We start from the raw sequence: 25,050 nt of genomic DNA on the forward strand, positions 1-25,050 counted from the left end.
CGCTTAATAGCTGAATTCAGCGTATATAGGCAAATGGTCGGAGTAGCCTCTCCCGGTGTGGTGCTTAGGGTATTTTCGGCTGCGTTCCCATCGATTGATGGCGTCTTTCTTAAAGAGATAAGGGGCATCAAATTTTTGAAAGCTTCCTCTGACATACTCTAGCCCTTTACCATCCGCAAGTTTTGGTGCGATGATGATGCTGTCAAGCCCTTCGCCCCGACCGCGGTATTTGTGGCTCCAGCGCTGTTTTTTCGGGAGTTCATACCAGAGGTTGAAGGCGCAATTCGTACATCCCTTTAGATCATCATAGGTAACCGCTTCATTATGCGCTGTCGTTTTCAGGATATGGTTGATACCGGTGATGCCGTCTGTGTTATTGAGTTTTCGTTTTTTGCTAAATGTTACGTTTTCTATGTAGTCCGAATTGAAGTCACCTAAAAGGACGTAGTTAACATCACCAAGGGTGTTAAGCCGTTGTTTCAGCGCTTTTGCAGACGTGATGCGCATGCTCTCCGGACCTGACTTGGACTTCCAGTGGTTGACAAAGATATAGAGCTTTTCACTGCCGAGCTGTACTTTGGCTTCGATGATGTTGCGGTACTGGTAAGAGGCGGTGACACGTAGCTCCTGTGTCTGGAGAGGGTGCTTTGAAAGCAGTGCTACTTTAACGGTGGTCTCTTTTGCGGTGGCGATGGCATAGTAAGGAAAATAGTGTCCCTCTCTTTGGATCTGCGCTTTCAGATCTTTGAGCGCCTGCAGGGACTCAATCTCCTGAAGCGCAATGATATCGGGCTTTATATCAGCAATGACCCGGGCGATATTTTTGAGTTTTTTGCGGTAGGTGTCGCTGTTCCACTGCCAGGAACTGTTGGGGATGTACTCCTCATATTCGTGCCCGCTGTAGGTGAGGTCAAAGAGGTTTTCGACATTATAGGTCGCTATTTTCACTTCTGCTCCTGTGAGTAGTGTTGCCAAAAAGAGTGCAAGGAGCAGGGCCCTTTTCATTTGATGCCGTTAAGACGCAGCAGGCTCTGTGTTTCAGGTTCCCGTCCGAGCAGTTCAAGAAAGAGCTCCTGCATGCTCTGTGATCCGCCTTTTGCCAGGATGATGTTGAGATAGTCCCTGCCCAGTTTCGTATCGAAAATACCCTGATCGACAATAGCGAAAAAGGCGTCGGCACTCAGGACCTCTGCCCATTTGTAGGAGTAGTACCCCGCCGCATAGCCGCCGGCAAAGATATGCGAAAACCCGTTTTGGAACTTGTTGTAGCTCGGCGGCGTGATCAGTGCTGTTTTCTCGCGAACACGGTTCAGCAGCTGCTGTACCTCCTCTTTCTGATAAAGGCTGAGGTGCAGTTTGAAATCAAACAGAGAGAACTCGAGCTGGCGGAGCATCCCCATCGCAGACTGGAAGTTCTTGGCCCGCACGAGTTTCTCTATCATCACATCGCTTAGGATCTCACCGCTTTCATAATGTTTTGCAAAGAGTTTGAGGACTTCAGGCTCGTAGGCGAAGTTCTCCAGAAATTGTGACGGAAACTCCACCGCGTCCCACTCGACGCCGTTGACCCCGCTCACCCCGTTTTCATCTACCGTTGATAGCAGGTGATGGAGCGCGTGACCCATCTCATGAAAGAGGGTGACGACGTCATCGTGGCGCAGGAGAGAAGGGTTCTCGGCACTGGACGGCGGGAAGTTGCAGACGACAAAAGCCGAGGCGAGCTGCTCATGGTTGTTCTCGTCTTTGCAGTGGCTCTGCCAGTTGTGCATCCATGCGCCGCCGCGTTTGCTCTCTCTGGCTTCAAGGTCGAGGTAGAGGCGGGCGCGAAGCGTCTCATCGACATAGAGATCATAGGCGCCCGCTTTGTCATCCCACAGCTTCACATCCGTCTCCCTGAAGCTGACACCGAAGAGGCGGTGCAGAAAGACGAACATCCCTTCTACGACGGAGTTCTGTTCAAAATAGGGACGATAGGTCTCCGCATCGATATCGTACTGCTCTTTTTTGAGGATCTCACTGTAGTAGGCGGTGTCGAAACTCTCCAGCGGCTCTTCGCTCATCCCTCTGAGTACTTTTAGCTCTTCCTGCCCCTGTTGGTGGGCATTGGCCGCAAGCTCTTCCAAAAAGTCTATGACACTCTGTGTCGTCGGTGCCATCTTCGTTGCGAGAGAGTACTCGGCGAAACTTTTAAAGCCCAGCAGCTGTGCCCTCTCCATCTTCAGCGCAAGCAGCTCATCGATAATGGCACTGTTCTGCGGGGCTCTAGTGGTATAGGCCCGGTAGAGCTCTTCACGGTACTCTCTGTTGGGGCCATAGGTCATATAGGCGATGTACGACGGCATCTGCAGAGTAAAACGGTAGAACGTCTTACCTTCCTTTTCGACTTTGGCGGCCTCGATATCGCTTTGCGGCAGACCTTCGACATCTTTTTCGTCAGGGATAAGAAGTTCATAGGCATTGGTCGCATCAAGCAGGTTTTGGGAAAAATCGTTCGTCAGTTCGCTTTTGCGAAGGTTGATCGCTTTCAGACGCTCTTTCGGGCCGTGGTCAAGGTGGGCACCGGAGAGCTCAAATCCCTGGATGTTCAGGTCGATGACCCGGCGCTGTTCTTTGTTTAGAGCAGGGTACTCGCGTTCCTTGATGATTTTAAAAGCCTCATAGATGGCAAGGTTCTGTCCGATCTCCGTCGAATATTCAGTCAGAAGCGGCAGGGCGTCGGCATAGACCTTCTGTGTCGTCTCGGAGTTGTTGACGGCATTGAGATGGGAGAGGGGGGTGAAGAAGTGATCGAGCCTTTCGTCCATCATCTCAAAGGGTTTGACGAAGTTCTGGTAGGTTTTTTCCTTGATGTCGAGAAGCTGGATAAGTGTTTTACGGTTGGTGTCAAGCCGTTCGCTCAGTTCGCTGATAAAGCTGTCAAGATTGGTTTCAAAAGGGATAAAAGGTGATTTGCTCATAAGGATCCTGCTGTTATTGTGTTGAGTTCTTTGAATAAAAACCAGATATGCAATATCTATTCAATGATCTCTAATTATTAATGAATATTAGTCTATTAAAGTTAATCTGCTTATAATTATTGCACAAAAATTAGGACAAAATATGAATAGACTGTTTATGATACTATTGGCAACGGCGGGGATTCTGCAGGCGGAGTGCCGACTTGAGATGACCACACCGGTCAAGGTTGAGTGGACAGCCTATAAAACGCCTAAAAAAATAGGTGTCGACGGCGGCTTTCTGGCAACGGTATATCATGGCAACAAAGAGGCGGAAGATCTAAAACGTCTACTGACTAAAAGCCGTGTTCAGCTAGAGGTCAACAATGTCGACACCAACGATCCTTTCAGAGATGCGAAGTTGGTTCAGTTCTTTTTTAATATGATGCAGGGTGCCGTGATCGATGCCGAAATAATATCGGTAGAGGGCGATGAGGCGTCAGGCCGTTTAGTGGTGAATATTGGGATGAACAACAGAGCCATCGATATCCCTTTGCGCTATACCGTCAAAGACGGGAAATTCCGTGCCAAGGGTGTCCTTGACCTTTTCGACTTTAATGCGCAAGAACCACTGAAGATGTTGACCTTAAACTGTTATGCACCCCACGAAGGGAAGACGTGGAAAGATGTCGCAGTCGGTTTCTCTTTTGATCTTGCAAAGCACTGTGATTAGGAAAACCCTAAAATTCGTCTTCGCGTTTCGGCCGGGTCGCTCCGAACTGATTGATCAGGATGTCGTCGTACCGGTTGGCGGCCAGTTTGAGGCGTTCGAGCCCCCTTTTTCCCTCTTCGAAAGTGAGTGAAGAGTCGATGATGAGGTAGGAGAGGATGATACTGTTCTCGTTGATCGCAAACTGCAGGTAGTTGAAGCTGTCATTTTTTTCGAGGAGATAGTCATACATCTCTTCGATATTCTCTTTCGGCATATTGCAGAGAAGGGCGTCGGCGACGATGACGCCGCTTTCAAAGTAGTTGACATTGATGTGGGCACTGCCCTGCGTGAATTTCCAGCTGCGCTGGCTTTCGCGTGCCAGGGTCACGTCGATGTGAAGTGCGGAGAGAATCTTTTCGATCAGGGCAACGGTCCCTGAAGGCCGATACCCCAGACGCCGTTCTTTCGCGACATTCAACTTGACCCCGCAGCGGGGGCAGCAGTCATTTTCTATTGTCTCTTCTTCGATGAGGTTTTTACACGAAAAACAGCGGATGATATTTGTCTTGTTCAAGGCCTTGAAGGCATCGAGTGCTTCACGGACATAATAGTAGGGAAGGGCAAACCCGAGGTTCTGTGCATTGAGCAGGATAAAGGTGTTTACTCCGACCACCTCGCCCTTTTTATTCAGCAGCGGTCCCCCGCTGTTGCCGGGATTGATGGCGGCATCGATCTGCAGGTATTCAAGTTCGCCTTCCAGCCGGTCTGCTTTGGAGACGATCCCTTCTGTTGCCGAGTAGTTGAGGCCGTACGGGTGACCGACGGCAACAACAAGATCACCGTCGCGGACCTCTTTTGAACTTAGATGAAGGGGGTTTTCAATATTTAGTGGCGGCAATGCGATGAAGGCGAGATCCAGAACCTGATCGTCGTAGATCACGGCTGCTTTTTGGCGTTTGAGCGTTTTGGCCGAGATGACGACCTCTTTCAGGCCGCTGACGACATGGGCGTTGGTGACGATGACACCGTCGACCACAAAACCGCTCCCGCTGCTGTAGGGGGTGTTGACCTGGATGATGTTGTTGATGTAGGTCTGCAGTATCGTCTGTGTGTTCATAGTTCGGTATAGTTCAGGTTTTTAAGATGCAGGTAAAAACTGTGACTGAACTCCTCCAACGTTGTATAGTTCAGCTCTTTTCCAAAGGGTACGAGGTTGCTGAACTCTTTCTGATAGGGCTCTATAGCATCATTGACCGCTCTGATGATCGCCTCTTTTTCAAAATGCTTGCTCTGCGTATGATAGAGCGGTCTGTACCCCAGTGCAACAAAGAAGTCACTGTTATTGACCTCGACGAGCAGATGCAGCAACGCCTGATAAGAGGGGTGAAGACCGTAGTTGTAGAGCATGTAGAATGCCATATAGTGATAGATGGTCGAGACGACATGCGGATAACGATGGTGTCTGAACCAGCGTGACTTTTCCAGCGAGGCTTCTATAAACTGGATCAGCTCTTCTATCGTGGCACGCTCCATCGGCGAAAAGGTGTAACAGGCCTTGTAAAAATAGGGTGCAAAGGTTTCGAAATCGAGTTTCTGGAGTTTCAGGATGAAGTTGAGAAGTTCATCATTCTTCTGTTCGACCAGACGTTCGTCCTCCATAAAGTAGCTGCTGATCTTTTCAATGATCTCCTGCGCAATGTCATTTTGCGGGACGATCAGATAGTCTATCTGAAGCAGCAGACTCAAGAGCGTAAAAGAGACAGTGCTGTTATTGTCGTTAGCCGGGAGCTGTTTGAGCGCTAGCTGGCAATCCTCTATCCATTGCTGCATGGCACCGTATTTGATGCGAAGCTCATCTTCATCAATACTCTGGAGATGTTCCACCTCGGTCAGCTTCTTCTGTTTGAAGTGGTAGTGGATGTACTCTTTCTCATAATCGGCATTGAGGGCGAGTTCACGAAGCGGGTAGAAGATCTTCTGGGGCGTCATGGTCGTGTTGTCCAGATAGAGCTTGAGCTGCAAAAATTCGCCATGGGTGTAATAACGCACATAGGTCAGCTGGTCATTGCGTTCGAGAAGATGGCGTTTGATGGCGATATTCATCAGTGCCTTCGCGGTGATGACCGCATGGGCTTCAAAATATTTATCGCTTACGCTGCCGCGGATAACGGCGGTGCCTTGATAGAGTTCAAAGTGGAGGGTGTCATCCGCATAATGGAGCAGAATATTCTCGTTGGACTCTGCGGCGTTGAAGTTTTCAAGTGAACGCAGATAGTGTTCGTAGGCCTGTACCGTCCTGCCTTCGCTAAAGGCCTCCATCGCCTGGTTGAAAAGCTCGTTCTCCTGGGGATGGCGTTGTGCATTGATGCTGCGGCCGAAATAGTGTCGTATCGGGTGAGCAGCTTTTGAATGGTGAAAAAGACGGTATAACCATTCACTCATCGTACACTCCTGCTTTTTACGAATATAAAACGAGTATAGAGTGCGTCGCCTGAAAAGCGTATGAAGCCGCTTTTATTTGGGAAAGCTTTTGAGCAGCTCTTTGACGACCTTGTTGATGTAGGCCGTTTTCTTCTGCGGTGTTTTCATCTCTTTGAGATAATCCACCGCGGTCCCGCGCCAGATGATCTTGTTCTTTTTGGGAACGACTGCGTCGACGATCAGTTTGGCTTCTTCATAGCTGTAGGTCCGCGTCTGCGGCACAGCGATGGTATGGTAGCCGTAACCGTAGGTGTAGGGGTACATATTGACATATTGGTAGTCGGTGTCGATACGGGTCTTTGAGGTGACCCCGGTATGAAAAAGCAGATAGAAGTCGGCCTCTTCCTGCGGCGATTCGACATAACCCTTTCGCGTCAGTTCACTTTTGAGGGCGGCAATGATGCGGTCGGAGGTCAGGGTGTCTTCACCTTCAAATGTTTTGTGGACAACAGCAAAATTTTTGGGTGCACGTATATCGGTGTCGGGGTCATAATCGGTTTGGACCTTCAGCGACGAACATCCGCTGACTAAGATCAGAAAAAGAGCTAGCAGATAAATACGCATGGGAACTCCTTGGATCGTAAAATATAATATTGTAGCTATTTCTATCGCGATCAAGCTGAAAAATGTGCTCTTGTAGATGACTAGCGGCTCTATTCCGGAGAATATACGGTATTGATTCGATCTGTAGCTTAGTATTTTGTTTGGAAATATTTTTAGGTGATAGCCGATGAAGGGTATACCCTTTTCGGCATGCTTAGAATTGTTTATTCCCCAAACATGCCGAAAAAGGTACGAAGGAAATCGTACCCTAAAGAACTTTAATCCTAAATAGAAGTGAAAAGAGCATGGTTTTTAGTGCTACTATCGGTAACATTCTGTCCGAACCCATCTGCCGGCCGGAAGGTACCCGGTCGTTCTCCCGAGTGTCTTGAGAAGTGAATCCGGCCGATGCCGAGTCGCTTGAGGCGTGCAGCGATAATGGGCCTCCCCTTTCTTCACTGAGAAAATCAGGGATGACCCCTGGCAGAGATACTGCCTGCAGCCTATTTTCCCTTTTTCTGCACAGTTTTCTTGGCAGCAGCTTTATTAACCGTTTTTTTCACGGGCTTTGCAGCAGTTTTCGTGCTCTTAGTAATCATTTTTTTCTTAGGAACGCTTTTTTTAGCGACAGGCTGGGCTGTTTTAATAAGGTTTTTGGCCGGTTTCACGATCTTTTCGGATGCCTGTTCAATGTTAAGCAGGATGGCTTTTGCCTCCTCGAGTGCCTGCTGCGCCCTGTCGATTACATTTAACAGATTTTTGTCGACGTTGATACGGAGTTTGCCCTTCTCTTTAACGGCGACAATGCTCGATTTTTTGATCATGCGGTAGACCGTTTTCTCGTTTTTGCCGATCAGCTTGGCGTACTCCTGGACACTCATCTGTTTCATCTGTTTTCCTGTCATAGTAGATTACGATTACGCACTGCGCAAAAGGTTGACATACCAGTCATCACGATGGTAGCTACGTTGTCGTTTGAGGGTCAAGCGAAATGCGTTGTCTAAATATTCGACATCATCGATATGCTCTTCAGGGACTTCCAGCTCTTCAAGGCAGTACAGTTCTACATCGTTTTCGCTGTAAATATCCGGCCAATCCCAACCGCTGTCCAAAGAACGGATCAAAAAAACATTATCTTTCATTATAGCCCCGTTATAAACAAGATGAGGAGATTGTAATTGCTAAGGATATCGATAGGATTACAGGAATGTCTCAATATGGAAACATTTAGAAAGCGGACGGTTTTGTTACCTAATGGGCGTTTTTTTGCCCCAAAGGCTATGCAGGATCAGTGCCAAAACCGAACCGATAACAGCGAAGAGCATGTCTTTTTGCGCATCCCAGATGTCGCCCTGTGTGAGTTGTTCTAAACAGATCTCCTGAGGTTTCGGGCAGAACAGTTCCATGCTCAGCCACTCCAGGATCTCATACCCGGCACCGATACTGGTGATGAACAAAAACGCGATCAGGTAGCTGAGCCGCCTGGAGATGCCCTGATGGTAAAAGACCTCAAAAAACGGCACGAAGACCATGAGGCCGAAAAGAAAATGGATGAACTGGTCGTAATAGTTCCGCTCCCATCCGAACCAGTCCGAATACCAGATGAAATAGGTCATGTTGTTGTAGGTCATGTGCGCGCCGAAGAGATGCAAGATGACAAAGGCTGTCAGACTGAGGTAGGTGAGGTTGTTAAAGCGGTAACGTTTGTCGAGCCAGAGCACGACGGGAAACACCGTGACGACCAGAATGTTTTCGAGTGCCCAGATGCCGACATCGACCGGGTTGATCGCAAGTACGATCCACAATGCAACAAAGATGACGATCAAGCTTTTTTTGAACATAACAGTTGATTACTTTCCTTATTGAGGGCTATAGCTTTTACAATGATTTTAACATAGCTGCGTAGATTTTTCTCCTTCTTGTTCCATCTCAAGAGAGATAGAACGAGAAAAGAATCTAACATCGTCAAGTTTATTGCTGCGACAGCATCGCCATCATAGTCGAGAATGCAAAGAAGACCCAGATCCAAATTAACGTGTGAAACGCGACGGCCAGCAAAATAGCCCAGTTGTTGTAACCGCCGACGGCGCGCATGGTCTGGATGCGCTTTTGTTCGTCTGCGATGTTTGTTTCGATCTCCGCTTTTTTACTCTGGTAGGTCTTATAGACGAAGTAGGGGGCGAGTCCTCCGGTGAGGATCCAGACGATCAACCCGCCGAAAGGAATAGCGAAACTGACGATTGAGAGGGCCAAAAGGCCAAGGGCAGCCATGTAGGCTTTGCGGTAGAGCAGGTAGAAGATGCCGCCGAAAAAAGCCCACCAGCTCCAGACCCATGACATCTTGTCAATGCCGTTGACGCTGTATTGTTTAAAAGCATATCTGTACCAGGCGGTAGACTCAGGCTTGTTGACAAAGGCTTCGACCATTTTGTCGTCGTAATCATTCATTGTGTCGGCTGTCGATACCATTTCCATACCTTTGTTAGTAAATATGAAAAACTATATCGCATAAACGATTAAAGGGGGAACGTACAACGTTTTCCTGACGGCTTTGCAGTCGTGTTGACATGCTGCGTATCAGCTTGCCAACCAGGCTTCGGCTTCGGCTTTTTGATCTCTTTTGAACGCCTTGATCTCCAGCTCCGGAATGACAGCTCCCTCAAACTCACTGGCCATTTTCAACCACAATTTATCGGTCAAAACGGCGGCTTTGTCGAATTGCGTTATAAACCCTATCATCGAAGGAAAGCGTGAAAATTCGAGGATGATCGCGTCAAAAGAGGGGAGGTGATAATCCACAATGTCGTAGAGCATTTGTCCATGTTCAATGCCTTCGGACTTCTCAACCAGCTCGTTCAACGCCTTTTGCATCTGCCCCGCATCCAGTTTCCCGCTCATCTCGATCTCTAACCGGTTCGCACCGACGCGCGTGACTGTAAACATTGAGGCTCCTTGATGTGTGACGTTGCGCGTTGTGTGCTCCGTCATACTATCTTATACGGATTCGCCTGAAAGAGTGACTATGCCGACATCAGGGTTGGCCGGGTCAGGTTCTCCGAGGTTGTTGAGGGCCTTGTCTTTGCGGGGAGCCGGAAAACGTAACCTTCCGGTTTTGTATCCGTTCTTATGCGCTGCGCAGCAGGTTGACGTACCAGTCGTCGCGGCGGTAGCTTCGTTTGCGTTTGAGAGTGAGCTGAAAGGCATGGTCAAAACAGGCGACGTCGTCGATCAGCTCTTCAGGGACCTCCAGCTCTTCGAGGCAGTAAAGCTCGATGTCATTTTCATTGTCAATATCGGGCCAGTCCCAACCGTTGTCCAACGAGCGAATCACAAAAACATTATCTTTCATAAACAGGCATCCTTTTTTCTACACGGGGTAGATCGCTTATTTGAAAATATATATTTGAAAAATAATATCAAAAATAGAGCACTAAAGATGCAAAAAAATGTCTATTAAATAGGCAGTGCGGTTTCTCTTTTCCTCTGTCAGAAAAAGGTTTGCATACCGGGGAACGCTGGGTGCGACTGTTTTAAACTTTTTTTGGAATATGCGATTAGCTCTGTTGCAGAAGCTTATATCATACTCGGGCGAGCGATAATGAATGATAAAGCGTAAAAGGAGGTTGTTATGCAGCATTCACCTTTTAAAATGGCCGTGGTTCAGGCTACCCCTGTTTTTATGGACCGTGACGCCAGCGTTGAAAAGGCCTGTGGACTCATAGCGGAAGCGGGGAAGGCGGGGGCGAAACTTGTCGTCTTTCCCGAAGCTTTTATCCCCGGCTATCCGGACTGGATATGGCAGGTCCCGCCCGGACAAATGCGTCTGAACCAGTCGCTGTACGCCAAACTTCTCGAAGCTTCTGTTTCCGTGCCTTCGGATGCGACCGAACGGCTGGGGGAGGCGGCAAAAGAGGCCGGTGTCTACCTGAGCATCGGCATCAATGAGCGCAGTTCAAGCGGCGGTTCTGTCTACAACTCTCTGCTCTACCTCGGACCTGACGGCGGAATTCTCGGTTGTCATCAGAAACTGGTGCCGACCATCGCCGAACGCACGGTCTGGGGGTATGGCGACCCGGCGACATTGGAGGTCTACGAGACGGAGATCGGCAGGCTAGGCGGCCTTATATGCTGGGAGAACTACATGCCGCTGGTGCGCCAAAGTCTTTATGAAAAAGGGATCGGCCTCTATGTCGCACCCACCTATGACGAAGGGGAGGCGTGGCAGGCGAGCATGCGCCATATCGGTAAAGAGGGGCGCGTCTATATCGCCGGATGCTGCATGGTCCTGCGCAAAGAGGATGTGCTGAAGGCGCTGCCCGAACTGGAACCCTTCTACGAGCACGTGGGCGAGTGGATCAACAAAGGCAACAGCATGATCGCCGATCCGAACGGCAATGTGTTGGCAGAACCGCTTAGTAAAGAGGAGGGGACCCTATATGCGGAGGTCGACCCGCAAAAGCTGTTGGGGAGTAAGTGGAACCTCGATGTCGCCGGACACTATGCCCGTCCCGATGCCTTCAGCCTTTGGACGCGGACCTTTGAGCAGAACAGAGACGAGTCGCAAAAGGGAGAAAGTGAAACCGAGGAGGCGTAATGCCCGACACGGAATGTTTTTTTTGAGAGTCGGTGAGCCTATTCAGCGTATGCTCTGAAGTGCTTCTCTGGCCAGGGCGGTGATCTGTTTGAAATCGCCTTGCATGATCGCCCCTTTCGGGACGATCCAGCTGCCGCCGACGCATAAAACGTTGTCGAGTTTCAAAAAGTCGTTCATGTTGGCAAGGGTGATACCGCCTGTGGGGCAGAAGCGCATAGAGGCAAAAGGGCCGCCAAAGGCTTTGAGTGCCGATGTCCCGCCGACGACCGTTGCAGGAAAGAGTTTGACGTGCAGCAGGCCGCTGTTTTGTGCGAGCATGACCTCGGAGGCACTGCCGACACCCGGGATAAAAGGGATCTTGTTCGCTTCGGCACTGGCGATGAGCCCCGGCGTGATACCGGGGCTGAAGACAAAACCGGACCCGTGTTCGAGTGCACTTTTCAGGTCGGACGGATTACAGACGGTACCCGCACCGACATGCATCTCGGGCATCGTTTTGGCGATCGTTTCAATGGACGTCAACCCGGCCGGAGTGCGGAGGGTGATCTCCATGATCCTGATACCGCCTTCCAAAAGCGCTTCAGCCAAAGGGAGGGCGTCTCTTTCATTGTCCAGGGCGATAACGGGGACGATCGGCGAGATACTCATGACATCATAGGCGTTCATGCGCGCTCCTCTCCGGGAAGGTCAAAGATGGTCGCACCCTCTTCGGCACTGTTGACCTCTTGGCGTACCGCTGCAAAAAGTTCCCGGCCGAAACCGTGGTGACGCGGTGTGAGCTCGCAGCTTCCAAGCGGACGGGTATCAAATCTATCTTCATCAATCAGCAGGGTGATCTCGCCGTTTTCGATGTCCATACGGATCATGTCGCCGGTGACGACCTTGGCGATTGCCCCGCCATCCTTGGCTTCCGGGGAGAGGTGGATGGCCGAAGGCACTTTGCCCGAAGCACCGGACATGCGCCCGTCGGTGATGATGGCCACGTTGAAGCCTTTGTCCTGCAAGACACCCAGCGGCGGCATCAGCCCGTGAAGTTCCGGCATCCCGTTGGCTTTGGGCCCCTGGTAGCGGACGACGGCGATGAAGTCCCGTTCGAGTTCTCCCGCCTTAAAGGCACGTTGAAGCGCTTCCTGGGATTCGAAGACGATCGCGGGTGCTTCGATGAAGAGCTGTCCGGGTTTAAGGGCCGAGGTTTTGATAACGCTCCGGCCAAGGTTCCCGGTAAGCAGTTTCAAACCGCCCTCATGGCTGAACGGTGTGTCGGCGGAGCCGATGACACCGGTGTCCCTGGAGGTTTTCGCCCCTTCTGAAAAGGCGACCTTTCCTCTGTCAAGCTGCGGTTCGACGACGTAGTTTCGCAAGCCTCTGCCGACGATGGTCTCGACATCGTCATGTACCAGGCCGGCATCCAAAAGCTGGTGGATCACGACGCTCATACCGCCTGCTTCTCGGAAATGGTTGACATCGGCTTGTCCGTTAGGATACATCTTGCAGAGCAGAGGCGTTACCTTGGAGACGGCATCAAAATCATCCCAGTTGAGGATGATCCCGGCCGCTTTGGCCATAGCAATGAGGTGGATGGTGTGGTTGGTTGAACCGCCTGTCGCCATCAGCCCGACGATGGCGTTGACAAAACTTTTTTCATCAATGATGCGGCCTATCGGTTTGTAGTTCCCTGAACTCTCCGTCATACCGACGATACGCTGTGCGGCGTCCCGGGTGAGGGCATCGCGCAGAGGCGTATCGGTGTTGACAAAAGAGCTGTTGGGCAGCTGCAGCCCCATCATCTCCAGCAGCATCTGGTTGGAGTTTGCCGTACCGTAGAAGGTACAGGTGCCGCTGCTGTGATAGGAGGCGGATTCGGCTTTGAGCAGGGCACCTTCGCTCACCTTGCCCTGGGCAAACTCCTGACGTATCAGCGATTTCTCGCTGTTGGAGATACCTGAAGGCATGGGCCCTGCCGGGATGAAAATGGCGGGAAGATGGCCGAAAGAGAGGGCGCCGATGAGCAGACCCGGCACGATCTTGTCGCAGACGCCGAGGTAGAGTGCGCCGTCATAGACGTTGTGCGAGAGGGCGATAGCGGTGCCCATGGCGATATTGTCACGGCTGAAAAGGCTCAGCTCCATGCCCGGCTGGGATTGGGTCACCCCGTCGCACATGGCAGGAACACCGCCGGCGACCTGGGCCGTCGCACCGACATCCATTAAGGCCCGTTTGATCAGGGGCGGGTAGAGTTTAAAGGGTTCATGGGCGGAGAGCATGTCGTTGTACGCGGTAACAATGGCGATGTTGGCGGCCGTATCATGTGAGAGGGCCGCTTTCTCTTCTGTGCTCATCGGTGCCATCGCATGAGCGAGGTTGCTGCAGCCGAGGGTTGTCCGGTTGACGCCGTGCCCCTGCGCCGCGTCAATGCGCGCTTTGTATAGAACACGGCTCTTTTGCGAGCGTTTGATGATCGCATCGGTGACGCTCTGGATAATTTCATTCATCGGAAATAGACCTTTATGTCGGTGAGGTCCTGCTGCAGGACAGAGCGCACAGGCAGCGTATGCATATCCTCGCCCTTGATCACCTCCTGATAGACGGCAAGCTTCTCTTTGCCCTCGAAGTGAAGGTAGAGATGCCGGGCACTCAGGATCGCAGTACGTGTCAGACTCATACGGCTGTGCGGTGCTGTCTCCGGTTCGACAGCGATGCAGAATTTTTTGTTTGTGAGGTCCAAGGCGTGGTCGAGTTGCCTGCTTTCAGGGAAAAGCGAGGCGATGTGGCCGTCTTTTCCCATTCCTAGCAGTGTGACGTCAAAAGGGTAAAGCTCTTTTCGATAGGTTTGTGAACAGTGTTCTTGCGCCTCCTTCAAAGAGAGCCCCTCCGTGTACATCCCGACAAAACGCGCCTTGCCGGCACGCTCTTGCAGAAGGTGTTTTTTGACAAAGCCTTCATTGCTGTCGTTGTGGGTGGGCGGTACCCACCGTTCATCGCAGAGTCCTATGCTGACCTTTTCCCACGGCAGGTCAATACGGCGCAGCACTTCAAAAAGCGGTTTCGGGGTACTTCCGCCCGAGACAAGCATGGTCGCTCTGGCATAATGGCGGATCGCCGTTTTCAGATCGTAGGCTATCTGTTGACTTAAGTCCTCAAGCAACTTGGATTGTGTTGTAAATGCATGTACAAATTTACTCATCGTGCCAGCTCCTTCCGTCACGTGCAATGAGATGGATCGCCGCACTCGGCCCGTCGGTGCCGGCATTATACTTTTTCATCGGTGTCATATTGGCCGCCCAGCCTTTGATGATGGCGTCGGTCCACTTCCATGCGGCTTCGACTTCGTCCAGGCGCATAAAGAGCGTCGGGTTGGCCCGGATGACATCCAGCAGCAGCCGTTCATAGGCTTCCGGTTTGCGCTGGTTGTTCATCGGGGCGTTAAGTTCGAGTTCGACCTGCTGCAGGTGCATGTTCTCGCTCAGACCCGGAATCTTGTTCATCAGTTTGAGACGGATACTCTCTTTGGGCTGCAGGGAGATGACCAGCTGGTTCTCGGAGATGCAGGCGCCGTTGTTGGCAAAGATGGAGTGGGGTACGGTTTTGAACTGGATCACGATCTCGGAGTAGCGCTGGCGCATTCGTTTGCCGCTGCGGATATAAAACGGTACCCCGTTCCAGCGCCAGTTGTCGATATCGACGCGCAGGGCGGTAAAGGTTTCGGTCGTACTGTTCTCGACCCCTTCGCCTTCCTGGTAGCCGGGGACGGCCTCCCCGCCGTTTGAACCGCTGGTGTACTGGGCGCGGACGCTTTTCTGCTCGATGTCGGTCGGTGTCATAGGGCGGAGCGAACGGAGGACTTTGACCTTTTCGTCACGGGTACTGTCGGCCTCTAGCGAACACGGCGGCTCCATCGCGACAAGGCAGAGCAGCTGCATCAGGTGGTTCTGGATCATGTCGCGCATGGCGCCGTATTCGTCATAATAGCCCCAGCGTCCTTCGACACCGACGCTTTCGGCGACGGTGATCTGGACGTGGTCGATGTTGTCGGAGGACCACAGCGGCATGAAAAATCGGTTGGAAAAACGCAGCGCCATAATGTTCTGTACCGTGTCTTTGCCGAGATAGTGGTCGATGCGGTAGATCTGGTTCTCGTCGAAATATTTAAGGACCTCTTTATTGATCACCTGTGACGACTGGAGGTCGCGGCCGATCGGTTTTTCGAGAACGACCCGGCTTTTCTCGGTAATAAGCTCCCATTGGCTGAGTGACTGGCAGATACTGCCGAAAAAGCTTGGCGAAGTTGACAGGTAATTGACGCGTTCGCGTTCGGGATGCTCGTTCAACAGTTCCTTGAGCCCTTTATAGCTTTGGCTGTCGGTAAAGTCAACGGTTACGAGACGGAGCTGCTTTTTGAAGCGTTCAAATTTTTCGGGTTCGAACGCCCCTTCAGGCAGAAATTCCTGAAGTTTTGTTTCGACCAGTGCGATATGCTCGCTGCAGTCCATATGGTCACGGCTCAGGGTGATGATACGGGCGTTTGCCGTGAGGTAACCGTCGCTGTAGAGGAAATAGAGTGCCGGCATCAGCTTGCGAAATGCCAGATCACCGTGTCCTCCGAAGATCATGATGTCACAAAGATTTTCCAGTTCACTCATTTTTTCCTCTTTTACGCGATGCGTTGGGCTATTGTTCTTTTTCCAGATCGTAGAAGTAGTTGGTCGCTTCCACAAAACCGTCGACACTCCCGCAGTCAAAGCGCTTGCCTTTGAATTTATAGGCGATGACCATCCCTTTTTTGGCCTGTGTACAGAGGGCATCGGTGATCTGAAGTTCACCGTTCTTGCCCGGTTTTGTCTTCTCGATGACTTTGAAGATATCCGGGGTCAGGATATAGCGGCCGATAACGGCGAGGTTGGTCGGTGCCTTGTCGTTGTCGGGTTTTTCGACCATGTTGGAGACCATATAGACGTCGTCTTCGATCATGTTCCCTTCGATGACACCGTATTTGTGGACCTCTTCGAGCGGGACTTCCATGGTTGCGACGATGCAGCACTTATACTTGTTGTAAAGCTCGACCATCTGTTTGAGAATGCCGTCACCTTCGGGGTTGACGCAGAGGTCGTCCGCGAGTATCACGGCGAAAGGGTCCTGCTCGCCGACGAGAACCTTGCCTTTATAGATGGCATCACCGAGGCCTTTCATCTCGTTTTGGCGGGTATAGGTAAAGGTGCACTTGTCGATGATGTTACGGATGCCGCCGAGCAGGGCCTCTTTGGAAGAGCCTTCGATCTGGTGTTCAAGTTCGTATGAGATGTCAAAGTGGTCCGTAATAGCGCGTTTACCGCGACCGGTAATGACACTCATGACGTTGCATCCGGCCTCCATCGCCTCTTCGACACCGTACTGGATAAGCGGTTTGGTCAGTACCGGCAGCATCTCTTTAGGCATCGCTTTGGTAGCAGGCAGAAATCGTGTTCCGTAACCTGCGGCAGGGAATAGACATTTTGTAATCATTGGTAATCCTTTTGTAGTGTTTGTTTCATCATTAGTGTTCGCCTCTCAGCCACATTATCTGATACGGTTCAAGGGTGACCTCTTTGGCCGTGTCAACCTCATACGTTGAGAGCAGGTCTTTTAACGGCAAGTTGAATTCGTCCGGGAGCTTCACCGTGACACTTTCATCGGAGAAGTTATGCAGGGCCAAAACATACTCTGTCTCTTCACAGCAGCTTTGATCGACAACAAAGAGACGTTTGTCAAGATCATAAAAGCGAAAACGGCCAAAAGGGTTGAAGGCTTTTTCACTGATACGGATTGAGATCAGACGTTTGTAACTGTCGAGCATGGTCTTGGCAAGCGTGCCCTGTGTCGAGAGTTCGTTCTCCAGCCAGTCGATGTGGTATTTTTCACGGTTGATAGCACGGTTGATACCGGTGTGTTTGACCCCGTCGTGATAGTTTCTCGAACCGACAAGCGAGTGAAAGTAGATGCCCGGAACACCCGGCATAACCAAGACTGTCGCCTGTGACAACAGCATTCGCTTGAATCGTATCACGTCACTTTCGTCAGGATGCGTCAATGCGTCGATATAACTGCAGTTGATCTCATATGGACTCTGTGAACCGTCTTCTTCGGCCCGGTATGAGACCAGACCGCCATGCTCTTGAATGGCGGTGACCATATAGTCAATATCTTCTTCAGTGAGTATCCCTTTGACAGGACGCAGACCGATACCGTCGTGGCTGGCCGTAAAGTTGAAAAAGCAGACCTTATTGCTTGGCAGGGTCAGGGTCTGTGCCCAGGAAGTGAGGGTGGTCGTATCGCCGTGCATGATTGCGTGCAGCAGCAGCGGCGGCAGGGCAAAATTGTAGACCATCTGCGCTTCATCGTCACCGCTTCCGAAATAGGAGACATTCTCATGGTGGGGGACATTGGTCTCGGTGATGATGATCACCTCGGGTGCCACTTCGTGCAAGACCTCACGCATCAACTGGATAAGTTCATGGGTCTGGGGAAGGTGGACGCATTCGGTACCGATCTCTTTCCAGATGAACGCAATGGCATCAAGCCGTATCAGTGTCGCCCCTTTTTCGATGTAGTAGAAAAGTGCATCCAGTACATTGCGCAGGACACGGTGGTTTTTGTAGTTGAGATCGACCTGGTCTCTGCTGAAGGTGGTCCAGATGTTATGGATCTTGCCCTCGTTGTCTACGAACTCGCTCAGAACCGGCGTCGCACGCGGGCGGACCACTTTACTCAAGTCGACAGCCGGGTCGACCTCCGTAAAAAAATCCTTGAAGTAGGTGTCGCCGGCGAGGAAGGCTTTGAACCAGTCGGAATACTGGGAGACGTGGTTGATGACACCATCGACCATTAGACGGTAGTGGGCGCTGATGGTTTCGATCTCGCGCCATGAACCCATATGCGGATCGACCGCAGAGTAGTTTACAACCGAAAATCCGCTGTCCGATGATGAGGGATAAAAAGGGAGAATGTGGACAGAGTTCACGATGCCATGCAGGTGATTCTCCAAAAAACTGTAAAGCGTCTGCAGCGAGGCTTCGTGGTTACGGTTGACCTGGTCGCCGTAGGTGATAAGGATGATATCCTTTTCACTCAGATGGTACTCTTTTGAGGTGATACGCTGTTTGTATTTAAAGACAAGGTCGATGATATCATTGACGGCACGTTCTGCTATTTCGGGAGAGTAGAGTTTGTGCAAGCGTCTGTTGATAGTGTGGTCGGGATCGGAGATGTGCTTCATGCATTATCCTTTTCGACATACGCTGCAAATTTTTCTGAAAATCCAGGCAGGACCGATCGGACGGTGATCCACGGGGAGAGGGAGGGGACACCCATCGGGTCTTTGTAGAACTCTTCCGCGGCTGCTTTGATGGCACCCTCAAAGGCCTCAACGGCATTGATCTCTTTTTCACGGTTGTATTTGAGATCGTTGAGCTTGCTTAATGCGTTGAATTTTGAGATCTCAAAGCGGGACTCTTGAAAGTAGGTCGCCAGAAGCGTCTTAAACGAAGCCCGGGAGAAAACAACCCCCTCTTGGGCCAGGACTCTGAAAAGTGTTTTTGCAATGTCGTTGGACATCTTATAGATGCCGCCGCCGGAGTCTTGGCTTCCGAGCTCCTGGTGTTTATGTTCGTAGCTCTCCATGATCTCTGTCTGACAGATACGGCGGTTGGAGGTGTTTTTATAGACCTCGCTCAGTGTCGAGACCTCAAGCCCCCACGTCGGTGAGATACTGATCCCCCGGCCCAGCGAACGGATAAAGGCGAACTCGCCGGAGAGTGAGTAGCGGAAACTCTCCATGTAATCAAGGTAGCGGTTGTTTCCGAAGACCTTGACCAGCGAGTGGACCAGCGGTGAGTAGAAGAGACGTGTCACACGGCCGTGAAGCTTGTCCGTGACGCGCGAGTAGAAGCCTTTGTTAAACTCAAAATCCAGTGCCGGGTGGACAATGGGGAAAAAGAGACGTGCCGGAACCTCACGCGTGTAGTTTACGATATCACAATCGTGCAGTGCAAAAGCGTAGGCGTCCTGATCGGTCAGGCCATAACCTATCATGGTCCAGACATTACGCCCTTTGCCGGGTGTATCCAGACCGGGGAACCCCTCGGCTGTCAGTTCTGCATAAAGCTCTTTGATTCGCGGACCGTCGTTCCAGAGAACGTCGACCTGGCACGGCAGAACGGACATAAGTGCCTTGACCTCTTCAAACTGTTCTTCGGTGGCCTGGTCAAGCCCGAGAATGATCTTGTAAAGGTAGTTGACACCTTTGAGCTCTTCAATGATCTTGTGCATAGCCGGCGTTTCAAACTCCGAGTAGAGTGCCGGCAGCAGAAGGACCATACGATGTCGTTTACCATATTCGACTAACTCGGATTCCATATCTTCCAGGGAACGGTCCCCAAGTTTTTGTAGGGTGGTGATGACGCCGTTTTGAAAAAAATCAGCCATTGTTCTCTCCTTTTTGAGGTGTAGGTTCGATCAACATCATGACGATATCGAGCAGGTTGTTGTGTGTAGGCCCCGTGATAAGAAGTTCGCCTGTCTTTGAAAAAAAGGTGTTGGAGTCATAGGTCTCAAGGTAGTGCTGCGGATCGATCTCATGTGCGAGGGCATAGACCCGGCTGTGCATGTCGACAAGTGCCCCGGCTGCATCTGAATTCCCGTCGACACCGTCGGTGGCCGCACTTAAAAAAGTGACGTCGCATTCACCGTCAAGAAGCAGTAAAACAGAAAGTGCCAGATGCTGGTTGCGTCCGCCGCTGCCTTCGCCCCGGACAGTGACAGTGGCTTCACCGCCAAAGATGAAGCAGTGTCGTTCACCTTGATAGTTTCGTGCAAACGTCACCAGTTCACGCGCCAGTTCAGTGGCGTCCCCTTCTAACGGTTTCTTCGAAAGTGTTGCGGGAATACCGGCTTTATCCATAAGGGCCTTTGCCTTGTTCAGTACGATGGTATTGGAACCGAGGATAATATGGTGAATGTTGGTGTTCTCCGACTTCGGTGTCTCCGGATGTTTTGCTTCTGCGCCCTCTTTTAAGAAGGTTTGCACCCCCTCTGGCAAGTGATCAAACAGGGCATGCTTCTCAAGCGATACTATGGCATCGTTAAAGGTGGTCGTGTCAAAATAGAGCGGTGCCGAACCGATGGCATGGAGGTCATCATCCAGTACATCCGAAAGGACAAGGACCAGCCCTTTGGCCTGGGTGCATTCTGCCAGTTTACCGCCTTTGACTTGCGAGAGATGTTTGCGGACACTGTTGATCTCTTCGATGGGCATACCGCCTTTTAACATCAGCGCCGTTGTTTTTTGAAAGTCTTCAAGGCTTATCGATGCTTCGGGAAGTTCGACCATAGCCGAATTTCCGCCGGAGAGGAGGTAGATGAAAAAGTCATCTTCCTGCAGGATTTCAAGCTGTTTTCGAAGCGCTTTAGCCGCGTCGATACTTTGTTGCGAGGGGAGAGGATGGGTACTTTTTATGTAACGGGTATTGTCAAGTTCTATATCGTTCTCATAGGCGCCAACGATCAGGGTCTGTGCAATCCTGTCACCCATGATGGATTGTAAGGCTTTTGCCATCGGTACAACCGCTTTTCCGGAGCCCAGCAGGTGTATGTTTTTGTACGTTTGAAGCGGATAATCACGACCGTGCACGCTAAAGACATCATTTTCATAACGGCATTGCTGTGCGATCAGGTTGTCCGGTCTGATCTCTTCGATCAGGGCGTTAAAGGTGCGGTGCAACAGCTTTTTATTGGACATGTAGGTAGCCTTTTAGTGCCGAATTCCACCCTTCTGGGCCGGGAAAAGGCGCTTTGATAAGGTGCGGAATATCGCAGGGGATATAGCTGCCGTCAGGATGCGGTATCAAGATAGGAACATCGACACTCTGCAGCATCGTCAGGTCATTTTCACTGTCGCCTAGAGCGATACTCGTAACGCTTGTGCCGTAGAGATTTTCGTAATGTTGGATCACTTTGCGGATAGCAGCGGCTTTGTCCTGACCTTTGGTGATAAGGTGATAGAAGCGGCCGCCTTTGACGACGTCAAAGCCGTCTTTTTCAGCCATCTTTCTGAGTTTTTGAAGATCCTCATCCTTATCAAGGACAAAGGGTTCGCTGAAGTCGCGGCGACTGGCAAGATAGGCTCTATCCGGGGAGAGTGACGTGCGTTCAGCGATTTCGTCGATCTGCATGTCTGAAAAACCGTACATGGGGATTTCTTCGGCATACTTGACAAAGGCGCGGCGTGTCTGGTCATAGCGCTTGCCGAGAGGGATTATAAGATGCCCTTCCTCTTTAGGAAGATAGATACCGGCACCGTTTTCGATAATAAAAGGGGCGGTAATGCCGAGCGCTTCTTGCAGCTGCAGAACCTCACTTTTTGTTTTACTGGTCACGATAATAAGCGGGATATTGTTGTGTTTGAGAAAATCAAGCATGTGGGAAGCCGGTTTAAAACTGTAGCTGTCATGATCGAGCAGTGTTCCATCAAGGTCGGTAAATACCAGGATATTCTTCGTCGGCTTTTTATTTAACATGCAAAAATTATAGCCTTTATTGATCGTTTATCAAACTAATTATTGTATATATTTTAAACATACTCTATTAATTATAGTATGGATGGTCTTCATTAAGGCGTGTAAGCGACACAAGTATGGTCAAGATGCGAATAGTGAGTGATGTCTGGGGGGCAGCCGGTCAGCTGTCAAGAAAGATCACATGCTCTATCGGGGCGCCGGCAGCAATCTGTTATGGTAATGCAGGACTATTGTCGTCTGCAGCCTGTCGGGTGTTTTGCAGGCGCAGTATTTTGCGCAGTGCTTTGGTGAAGTTCTTACTGAGATGCAGATCGTTGACGGCGATGGTCGTCATCTCTGAAGCGATGGCGCGGTTGGCGGCGATATCGTTGATGAGCGTCATATTGTTCTTGTGTGAATCAGCGATCTGTCTGTAGACGGCCTCCATCTCCTCCATGGCATGGTTTTCGTTTTTCCTCGCCTTTTCGAAGGCCTTTACACTGCTGAGGACCTGGTAGCGCAGGTTGCGTAAAAAACTCTGTTCCTGAGTGCTCTGAGCATTGTAGAGCCTGTCGATGTCGTAGAGCATGTCTTTGATCGCCTTGGCGGCAGAGGCTAGATGCGTCGTATGCTCGGCAAGCGATGCGATCTGCTCCTGAAAACCTGCGGCAGCGTTTTTGAGCGAAAGCTGTGTGATGTAACGAAAGATCTCGCCTTCCAGACGGCGGATATTGTCATAAAGCTTGCCGTATGTAAGACCGAGATTTTCCTGGTAGAGGTCCAGAAGTTTTTTCCGTGAAACATTCTCTTCCAGGACTTTCGGCGGTGGGATGTTGATCGCCAGAAGTGCGAACTCTTCGACTTTTTTTTCAAGGCGCATCACTTCTGTACGCAAGGCGTCAAGTGCGACATCGGGGATGTCAAGCGGCACATTGTGAATGTATCTGGTGACGTAGTGCGGCTCTTTTATGAAAAAACGGTGCAGCCAAAGCGAAAGCGGTGCAATAAAGGGAAACCAGAGTGTGACACCGAGAATATTGAAGATGGTATGGAACAGTGCGATCTGGATCACAGAATCAGCGGCCGGAATGATATGCAGGGTCAGCCAGACCAGCGGCGTCAGTGCGGCCAGTGCGACAATCCCTGTCGAGAAGTTGAAAAAGAGATGGGCCAGTGCCGTCCGTTTTTTATCGGATGTCCCCCCGAATGATCCCAGTATTACGGTCGCGGTGGTCCCTATATTGGCGCCGATCACAAAGGCTGCCGCCGCTTCGAACCCGATCAGCTGTGCGAATAGGGCACTCTGAATGATCGCAATGGAAGCTGAGCTGGACTGGATGACCGCCGTGATAGTGAAACCGATCAAGGTATACCAGTAGACATTGTCAAGACGGTAGGCACTGATGTCAAAGTTTTCTGCGAAGGTGGAAAAACTCTCTTTCATCCCTTCCAGTCCGAGAAAGATGAGCCCGAAGCCGACCATCCCGCCGAAATGGCTTTTCCAGGGGCTCTCGCTGTCGGCCATGACACCGCCGAGACCGCCGATACCGATCATGACGTAGGCAATGATCTTGATGTCCATCTTAAAGCCGACAAGACCGACGATCCAGGCTGTCACGGTCGTACCGATGTTGGAGCCGAAGATCATTGCTATGGCACTCTCGAGGTTGATCAGTTGCGCACCGACAAGGGAGAGCGCCATCAGAGAGACAATTGAAGAGCTCTGAAACAGAGCCGTCGCAGAGAGACCGGTCAGCAGGCTTTTGAAGGTGGTGCTCGTCGTCTTGTGAACCCAATGTTTGAAGGCCCGTCCGGCGGAGGCTTTGATCTGTGATTCAAGATAGAGCATACCGAACAGAAAAAGACCGAGCCCGGCAAAAGCTTCGATCCAAAGCGAGAGATACTGCATCTCATGGTTCCTTTTACGCAAAAACATGCCGGGAGAGCATGGTGCGAAAATAGTTTATCATTGTAATCTTCTTGCTTATTGTAGCGCAAATAGAAAGGCGCGATCTGCCTGACTGATTTTGATAGACAAACGTTGCAAGAGGGGGATGTTTTTTTGGTGTTCTATTGTTAAAATGGCACATAAAGAATGCTGAAGGCTAACTTCCCAGCGTACAGGAAACCGGACAATCGTAAGACCCCGATCGTCGGCGGAGGAACGGCCGACGAAAAGATGCGGGCGTAGCTTTACCCTTATTAACGTTTTAGATCGTAGGCGATACGGTTGCGCTGATCACGGAGAACAAGACGATGGTTACTGAGGATTTCTATTTTATAGATTCGGTGGATATCGGTCTTGCGCGAGTGCGCATTGCGTTGTACTTTTTTAATACTCAGCATAAAGATATTCTTATTACTTTTCCATGTTCCTAAAAGAGTTAACGTGCCGTCATCTTCTACCTCTTCAAGGTTAAAACTTGCGTCTTGATTGATTGCAAACGTAGTGACCTTCGTACTGTTTAACTGTTTCCATGTACCGATAAGTTTTTTGTCAGAAATAATAGCCGGTTCTTCTGTCATCTTTTCCGCAGATGGTGCAGCGGCAGCAGCAGCCGGTGCTGCAACAACGGTTGGAACAACAACTTTGGGTGCTGTTTTTACGGACGGCTTAGGTGCCGGCTTGGCAGCTGCCGTTTTCTGGGCAGCTGCTTTTTTTTCAGCGGCGGCTTGTTTACGCTTTTGCTCCGCTGCGGCCTTTCTCTCTTTCTCTTTTTGGGCAGCCAAGGCCTTTTTTCTCTTTTCCTCTTCCGCTGCCTTTTTAGCGGCTAGAGCATCTGCCCGAGCTTTTTTCTCAGCTGCTTTTTTCTCAGCTGCTTTTTGCTTGGCCAGCGCATCGGCTTTCGCCTTCTCCTCAGCTGCTTTTTGTGCCGCGACAGCGTCAGCTTTAGCTTTTTGCTGGGCCCTCTGTTTTGCCAGGGTATCGGATTTCGCCTTCTCCTCAGCCGCTTTCTGTGCAGCGGCAGCATCAGCTTTGGCTTTTTTCTGGGCTGCAATAACGTCGGCTTTCGCCTTCTCTTTGGCCAATCGGATACGCTCATCTTCCGCTTCAAGATAGATATATATCTTCTCTTGCAGCACATCATCTCTGTCGATACTTTCATGCCCGCCGTCGGCAATGGCTTTTACCGCTGCCGTGTCATGATTTTTAATCGCTTTTAATAGGGCACTCTTGAGTTTGACATCATCAACAGCAAAGGCCATTTGGTTAAAGAACAGGGCATTTAAAAATAGCAATAGAAAGGAAATACGCAA

Annotated in this window: 24 protein-coding genes; 2 read left to right on the top strand and 22 right to left on the bottom strand. The window is 50.7% G+C overall.

Going from position 1 to position 25,050, the window contains the following annotated elements; translation table 11 throughout:
- Positions 1–3: 3 nt before the first annotated feature.
- Positions 4–1,005 carry an endonuclease/exonuclease/phosphatase family protein gene (locus WCY20_RS04615; protein WP_345977370.1) on the bottom strand — a complete coding sequence of 334 codons (1,002 nt, stop codon included), beginning with the start codon at positions 1,003–1,005 and terminating at the stop codon, positions 4–6.
- Positions 1,002–2,957 (bottom strand): M3 family metallopeptidase, encoded by a 1,956-nt coding sequence (locus WCY20_RS04620; RefSeq protein ID WP_345977372.1) that lies wholly within the window; start codon positions 2,955–2,957, stop codon positions 1,002–1,004. Before WCY20_RS04620 ends, WCY20_RS04615 begins: the two co-directional genes overlap by 4 nt.
- Before the next feature lie 142 nt (positions 2,958–3,099).
- Between WCY20_RS04620 and WCY20_RS04625 the strand changes: the two genes are divergently transcribed.
- Complete coding sequence (locus WCY20_RS04625; RefSeq protein WP_345977373.1) at positions 3,100–3,669, top strand: YceI family protein; 570 nt, start codon at positions 3,100–3,102, stop codon at positions 3,667–3,669.
- Between the two features lie 7 nt (positions 3,670–3,676).
- Here WCY20_RS04625 and WCY20_RS04630 read toward each other — a convergent pair whose 3' ends face one another.
- The 9 genes from WCY20_RS04630 to WCY20_RS04670 all read right to left on the bottom strand — a co-directional run bounded on the left by WCY20_RS04630 (position 3,677) and on the right by WCY20_RS04670 (position 10,021).
- On the bottom strand, positions 3,677–4,765 hold the full coding sequence (locus WCY20_RS04630) for a trypsin-like peptidase domain-containing protein (RefSeq protein ID WP_345977375.1): 1,089 nt from the start codon (positions 4,763–4,765) through the stop codon (positions 3,677–3,679).
- The gene (locus WCY20_RS04635) at positions 4,762–6,090 is read right to left on the bottom strand and encodes a hypothetical protein (protein WP_345977376.1); all 1,329 of its coding nucleotides are present in this window, start codon (positions 6,088–6,090) and stop codon (positions 4,762–4,764) included. The genes WCY20_RS04630 and WCY20_RS04635 overlap by 4 nt, the downstream gene beginning before the upstream one ends.
- Before the next feature lie 72 nt (positions 6,091–6,162).
- The gene (locus WCY20_RS04640; protein WP_345977377.1) at positions 6,163–6,693 is read right to left on the bottom strand and encodes a DUF4136 domain-containing protein; all 531 of its coding nucleotides are present in this window, start codon (positions 6,691–6,693) and stop codon (positions 6,163–6,165) included.
- Positions 6,694–7,175: 482 nt separating this feature from the next.
- Entirely contained in the window at positions 7,176–7,562 is a 387-nt protein-coding gene (locus WCY20_RS04645; RefSeq protein WP_345977379.1) for a hypothetical protein, read from the bottom strand.
- Positions 7,563–7,589: 27 nt separating this feature from the next.
- Entirely contained in the window at positions 7,590–7,796 is a 207-nt protein-coding gene (locus WCY20_RS04650) for a hypothetical protein (protein WP_345977381.1), read from the bottom strand.
- Between the two features lie 123 nt (positions 7,797–7,919).
- Positions 7,920–8,513 carry a DUF2238 domain-containing protein gene (locus tag WCY20_RS04655; RefSeq protein ID WP_345977382.1) on the bottom strand — a complete coding sequence of 198 codons (594 nt, stop codon included), beginning with the start codon at positions 8,511–8,513 and terminating at the stop codon, positions 7,920–7,922.
- A 130-nt stretch (positions 8,514–8,643) separates the two neighbouring features.
- Complete coding sequence (locus WCY20_RS04660; RefSeq protein ID WP_345977384.1) at positions 8,644–9,141, bottom strand: DUF2628 domain-containing protein; 498 nt, start codon at positions 9,139–9,141, stop codon at positions 8,644–8,646.
- 108 nt (positions 9,142–9,249) lie between these two features.
- The gene (locus tag WCY20_RS04665; RefSeq protein WP_345977386.1) at positions 9,250–9,615 is read right to left on the bottom strand and encodes an STAS/SEC14 domain-containing protein; all 366 of its coding nucleotides are present in this window, start codon (positions 9,613–9,615) and stop codon (positions 9,250–9,252) included.
- Positions 9,616–9,796: 181 nt separating this feature from the next.
- Positions 9,797–10,021 (bottom strand): hypothetical protein, encoded by a 225-nt coding sequence (locus WCY20_RS04670; RefSeq protein WP_345977387.1) that lies wholly within the window; start codon positions 10,019–10,021, stop codon positions 9,797–9,799.
- A 279-nt stretch (positions 10,022–10,300) separates the two neighbouring features.
- Between WCY20_RS04670 and WCY20_RS04675 the strand changes: the two genes are divergently transcribed.
- Positions 10,301–11,266, top strand: coding sequence for a carbon-nitrogen hydrolase family protein (locus WCY20_RS04675; protein WP_345977389.1), 966 nt, complete (start codon positions 10,301–10,303; stop codon positions 11,264–11,266).
- A gap of 42 nt (positions 11,267–11,308) precedes the next feature.
- Here the strand turns inward: WCY20_RS04675 and eda are convergent, their stop codons facing one another.
- The 11 genes from eda to WCY20_RS04730 form a co-directional block, all read right to left on the bottom strand.
- On the bottom strand, positions 11,309–11,932 hold the full coding sequence (gene eda / locus WCY20_RS04680; protein WP_345977390.1) for a bifunctional 4-hydroxy-2-oxoglutarate aldolase/2-dehydro-3-deoxy-phosphogluconate aldolase: 624 nt from the start codon (positions 11,930–11,932) through the stop codon (positions 11,309–11,311).
- A complete protein-coding gene (gene edd, locus WCY20_RS04685) occupies positions 11,929–13,758 on the bottom strand; it encodes a phosphogluconate dehydratase (protein ID WP_345977391.1) in 1,830 nt (609 codons plus the stop codon). The genes eda and edd overlap by 4 nt, the downstream gene beginning before the upstream one ends.
- Entirely contained in the window at positions 13,755–14,450 is a 696-nt protein-coding gene (gene pgl, locus WCY20_RS04690; protein ID WP_345977393.1) for a 6-phosphogluconolactonase, read from the bottom strand. Before pgl ends, edd begins: the two co-directional genes overlap by 4 nt.
- A complete protein-coding gene (gene zwf / locus WCY20_RS04695; protein WP_345977394.1) occupies positions 14,443–15,906 on the bottom strand; it encodes a glucose-6-phosphate dehydrogenase in 1,464 nt (487 codons plus the stop codon). The genes pgl and zwf overlap by 8 nt, the downstream gene beginning before the upstream one ends.
- Positions 15,907–15,934: 28 nt before the next feature.
- Positions 15,935–16,765, bottom strand: a complete 831-nt coding sequence (galU, locus tag WCY20_RS04700) for a UTP--glucose-1-phosphate uridylyltransferase GalU (RefSeq protein ID WP_345977396.1) — start codon at positions 16,763–16,765, stop codon at positions 15,935–15,937.
- Positions 16,766–16,796: 31 nt separating this feature from the next.
- Complete coding sequence (locus tag WCY20_RS04705; RefSeq protein ID WP_345977397.1) at positions 16,797–18,515, bottom strand: sugar phosphorylase; 1,719 nt, start codon at positions 18,513–18,515, stop codon at positions 16,797–16,799.
- Complete coding sequence (locus WCY20_RS04710) at positions 18,512–19,723, bottom strand: glycosyl transferase (RefSeq protein WP_345977399.1); 1,212 nt, start codon at positions 19,721–19,723, stop codon at positions 18,512–18,514. The genes WCY20_RS04705 and WCY20_RS04710 overlap by 4 nt, the downstream gene beginning before the upstream one ends.
- Complete coding sequence (locus tag WCY20_RS04715) at positions 19,716–21,035, bottom strand: DUF4147 domain-containing protein (protein WP_345977401.1); 1,320 nt, start codon at positions 21,033–21,035, stop codon at positions 19,716–19,718. Before WCY20_RS04715 ends, WCY20_RS04710 begins: the two co-directional genes overlap by 8 nt.
- The gene (locus tag WCY20_RS04720) at positions 21,025–21,813 is read right to left on the bottom strand and encodes an HAD-IIB family hydrolase (protein WP_345977402.1); all 789 of its coding nucleotides are present in this window, start codon (positions 21,811–21,813) and stop codon (positions 21,025–21,027) included. Before WCY20_RS04720 ends, WCY20_RS04715 begins: the two co-directional genes overlap by 11 nt.
- A 211-nt stretch (positions 21,814–22,024) precedes the next feature.
- Positions 22,025–23,701: a Na/Pi symporter gene (locus WCY20_RS04725; protein WP_345977403.1), complete on the bottom strand. Its 1,677-nt coding sequence runs from the start codon at positions 23,699–23,701 to the stop codon at positions 22,025–22,027.
- Between the two features lie 293 nt (positions 23,702–23,994).
- The gene (locus WCY20_RS04730; protein WP_345977404.1) at positions 23,995–24,999 is read right to left on the bottom strand and encodes a hypothetical protein; all 1,005 of its coding nucleotides are present in this window, start codon (positions 24,997–24,999) and stop codon (positions 23,995–23,997) included.
- Positions 25,000–25,050: the final 51 nt, after the last annotated feature.

This window comes from Sulfurimonas sp. HSL3-7, assembly GCF_039645985.1.
Taxonomy (GTDB): domain Bacteria; phylum Campylobacterota; class Campylobacteria; order Campylobacterales; family Sulfurimonadaceae; genus Sulfonitrofixus; species Sulfonitrofixus jiaomeiensis.

Coding starts and splice junctions, on each gene's coding strand:
- WCY20_RS04645 (WP_345977379.1), bottom strand. CDS start 7,562: ATGAAACAGATGAGTGTCCAGGAGTACGCCAAGCTGATCGGCAAAAAC.
- WCY20_RS04655 (WP_345977382.1), bottom strand. CDS start 8,513: ATGTTCAAAAAAAGCTTGATCGTCATCTTTGTTGCATTGTGGATCGTA.
- pgl (WP_345977393.1), bottom strand. CDS start 14,450: ATGAGTAAATTTGTACATGCATTTACAACACAATCCAAGTTGCTTGAG.
- WCY20_RS04660 (WP_345977384.1), bottom strand. CDS start 9,141: ATGGTATCGACAGCCGACACAATGAATGATTACGACGACAAAATGGTC.
- WCY20_RS04640 (WP_345977377.1), bottom strand. CDS start 6,693: ATGCGTATTTATCTGCTAGCTCTTTTTCTGATCTTAGTCAGCGGATGT.
- WCY20_RS04635 (WP_345977376.1), bottom strand. CDS start 6,090: ATGAGTGAATGGTTATACCGTCTTTTTCACCATTCAAAAGCTGCTCAC.
- WCY20_RS04670 (WP_345977387.1), bottom strand. CDS start 10,021: ATGAAAGATAATGTTTTTGTGATTCGCTCGTTGGACAACGGTTGGGAC.
- zwf (WP_345977394.1), bottom strand. CDS start 15,906: ATGAGTGAACTGGAAAATCTTTGTGACATCATGATCTTCGGAGGACAC.
- WCY20_RS04665 (WP_345977386.1), bottom strand. CDS start 9,615: ATGTTTACAGTCACGCGCGTCGGTGCGAACCGGTTAGAGATCGAGATG.
- WCY20_RS04715 (WP_345977401.1), bottom strand. CDS start 21,035: ATGTCCAATAAAAAGCTGTTGCACCGCACCTTTAACGCCCTGATCGAA.
- WCY20_RS04615 (WP_345977370.1), bottom strand. CDS start 1,005: ATGAAAAGGGCCCTGCTCCTTGCACTCTTTTTGGCAACACTACTCACA.
- WCY20_RS04725 (WP_345977403.1), bottom strand. CDS start 23,701: ATGCAGTATCTCTCGCTTTGGATCGAAGCTTTTGCCGGGCTCGGTCTT.
- WCY20_RS04630 (WP_345977375.1), bottom strand. CDS start 4,765: ATGAACACACAGACGATACTGCAGACCTACATCAACAACATCATCCAG.
- WCY20_RS04625 (WP_345977373.1), top strand. CDS start 3,100: ATGAATAGACTGTTTATGATACTATTGGCAACGGCGGGGATTCTGCAG.
- edd (WP_345977391.1), bottom strand. CDS start 13,758: ATGAATGAAATTATCCAGAGCGTCACCGATGCGATCATCAAACGCTCG.
- WCY20_RS04675 (WP_345977389.1), top strand. CDS start 10,301: ATGCAGCATTCACCTTTTAAAATGGCCGTGGTTCAGGCTACCCCTGTT.
- WCY20_RS04720 (WP_345977402.1), bottom strand. CDS start 21,813: ATGTTAAATAAAAAGCCGACGAAGAATATCCTGGTATTTACCGACCTT.
- eda (WP_345977390.1), bottom strand. CDS start 11,932: ATGAACGCCTATGATGTCATGAGTATCTCGCCGATCGTCCCCGTTATC.
- galU (WP_345977396.1), bottom strand. CDS start 16,765: ATGATTACAAAATGTCTATTCCCTGCCGCAGGTTACGGAACACGATTT.
- WCY20_RS04620 (WP_345977372.1), bottom strand. CDS start 2,957: ATGAGCAAATCACCTTTTATCCCTTTTGAAACCAATCTTGACAGCTTT.
- WCY20_RS04705 (WP_345977397.1), bottom strand. CDS start 18,515: ATGAAGCACATCTCCGATCCCGACCACACTATCAACAGACGCTTGCAC.
- WCY20_RS04730 (WP_345977404.1), bottom strand. CDS start 24,999: ATGGCCTTTGCTGTTGATGATGTCAAACTCAAGAGTGCCCTATTAAAA.
- WCY20_RS04710 (WP_345977399.1), bottom strand. CDS start 19,723: ATGGCTGATTTTTTTCAAAACGGCGTCATCACCACCCTACAAAAACTT.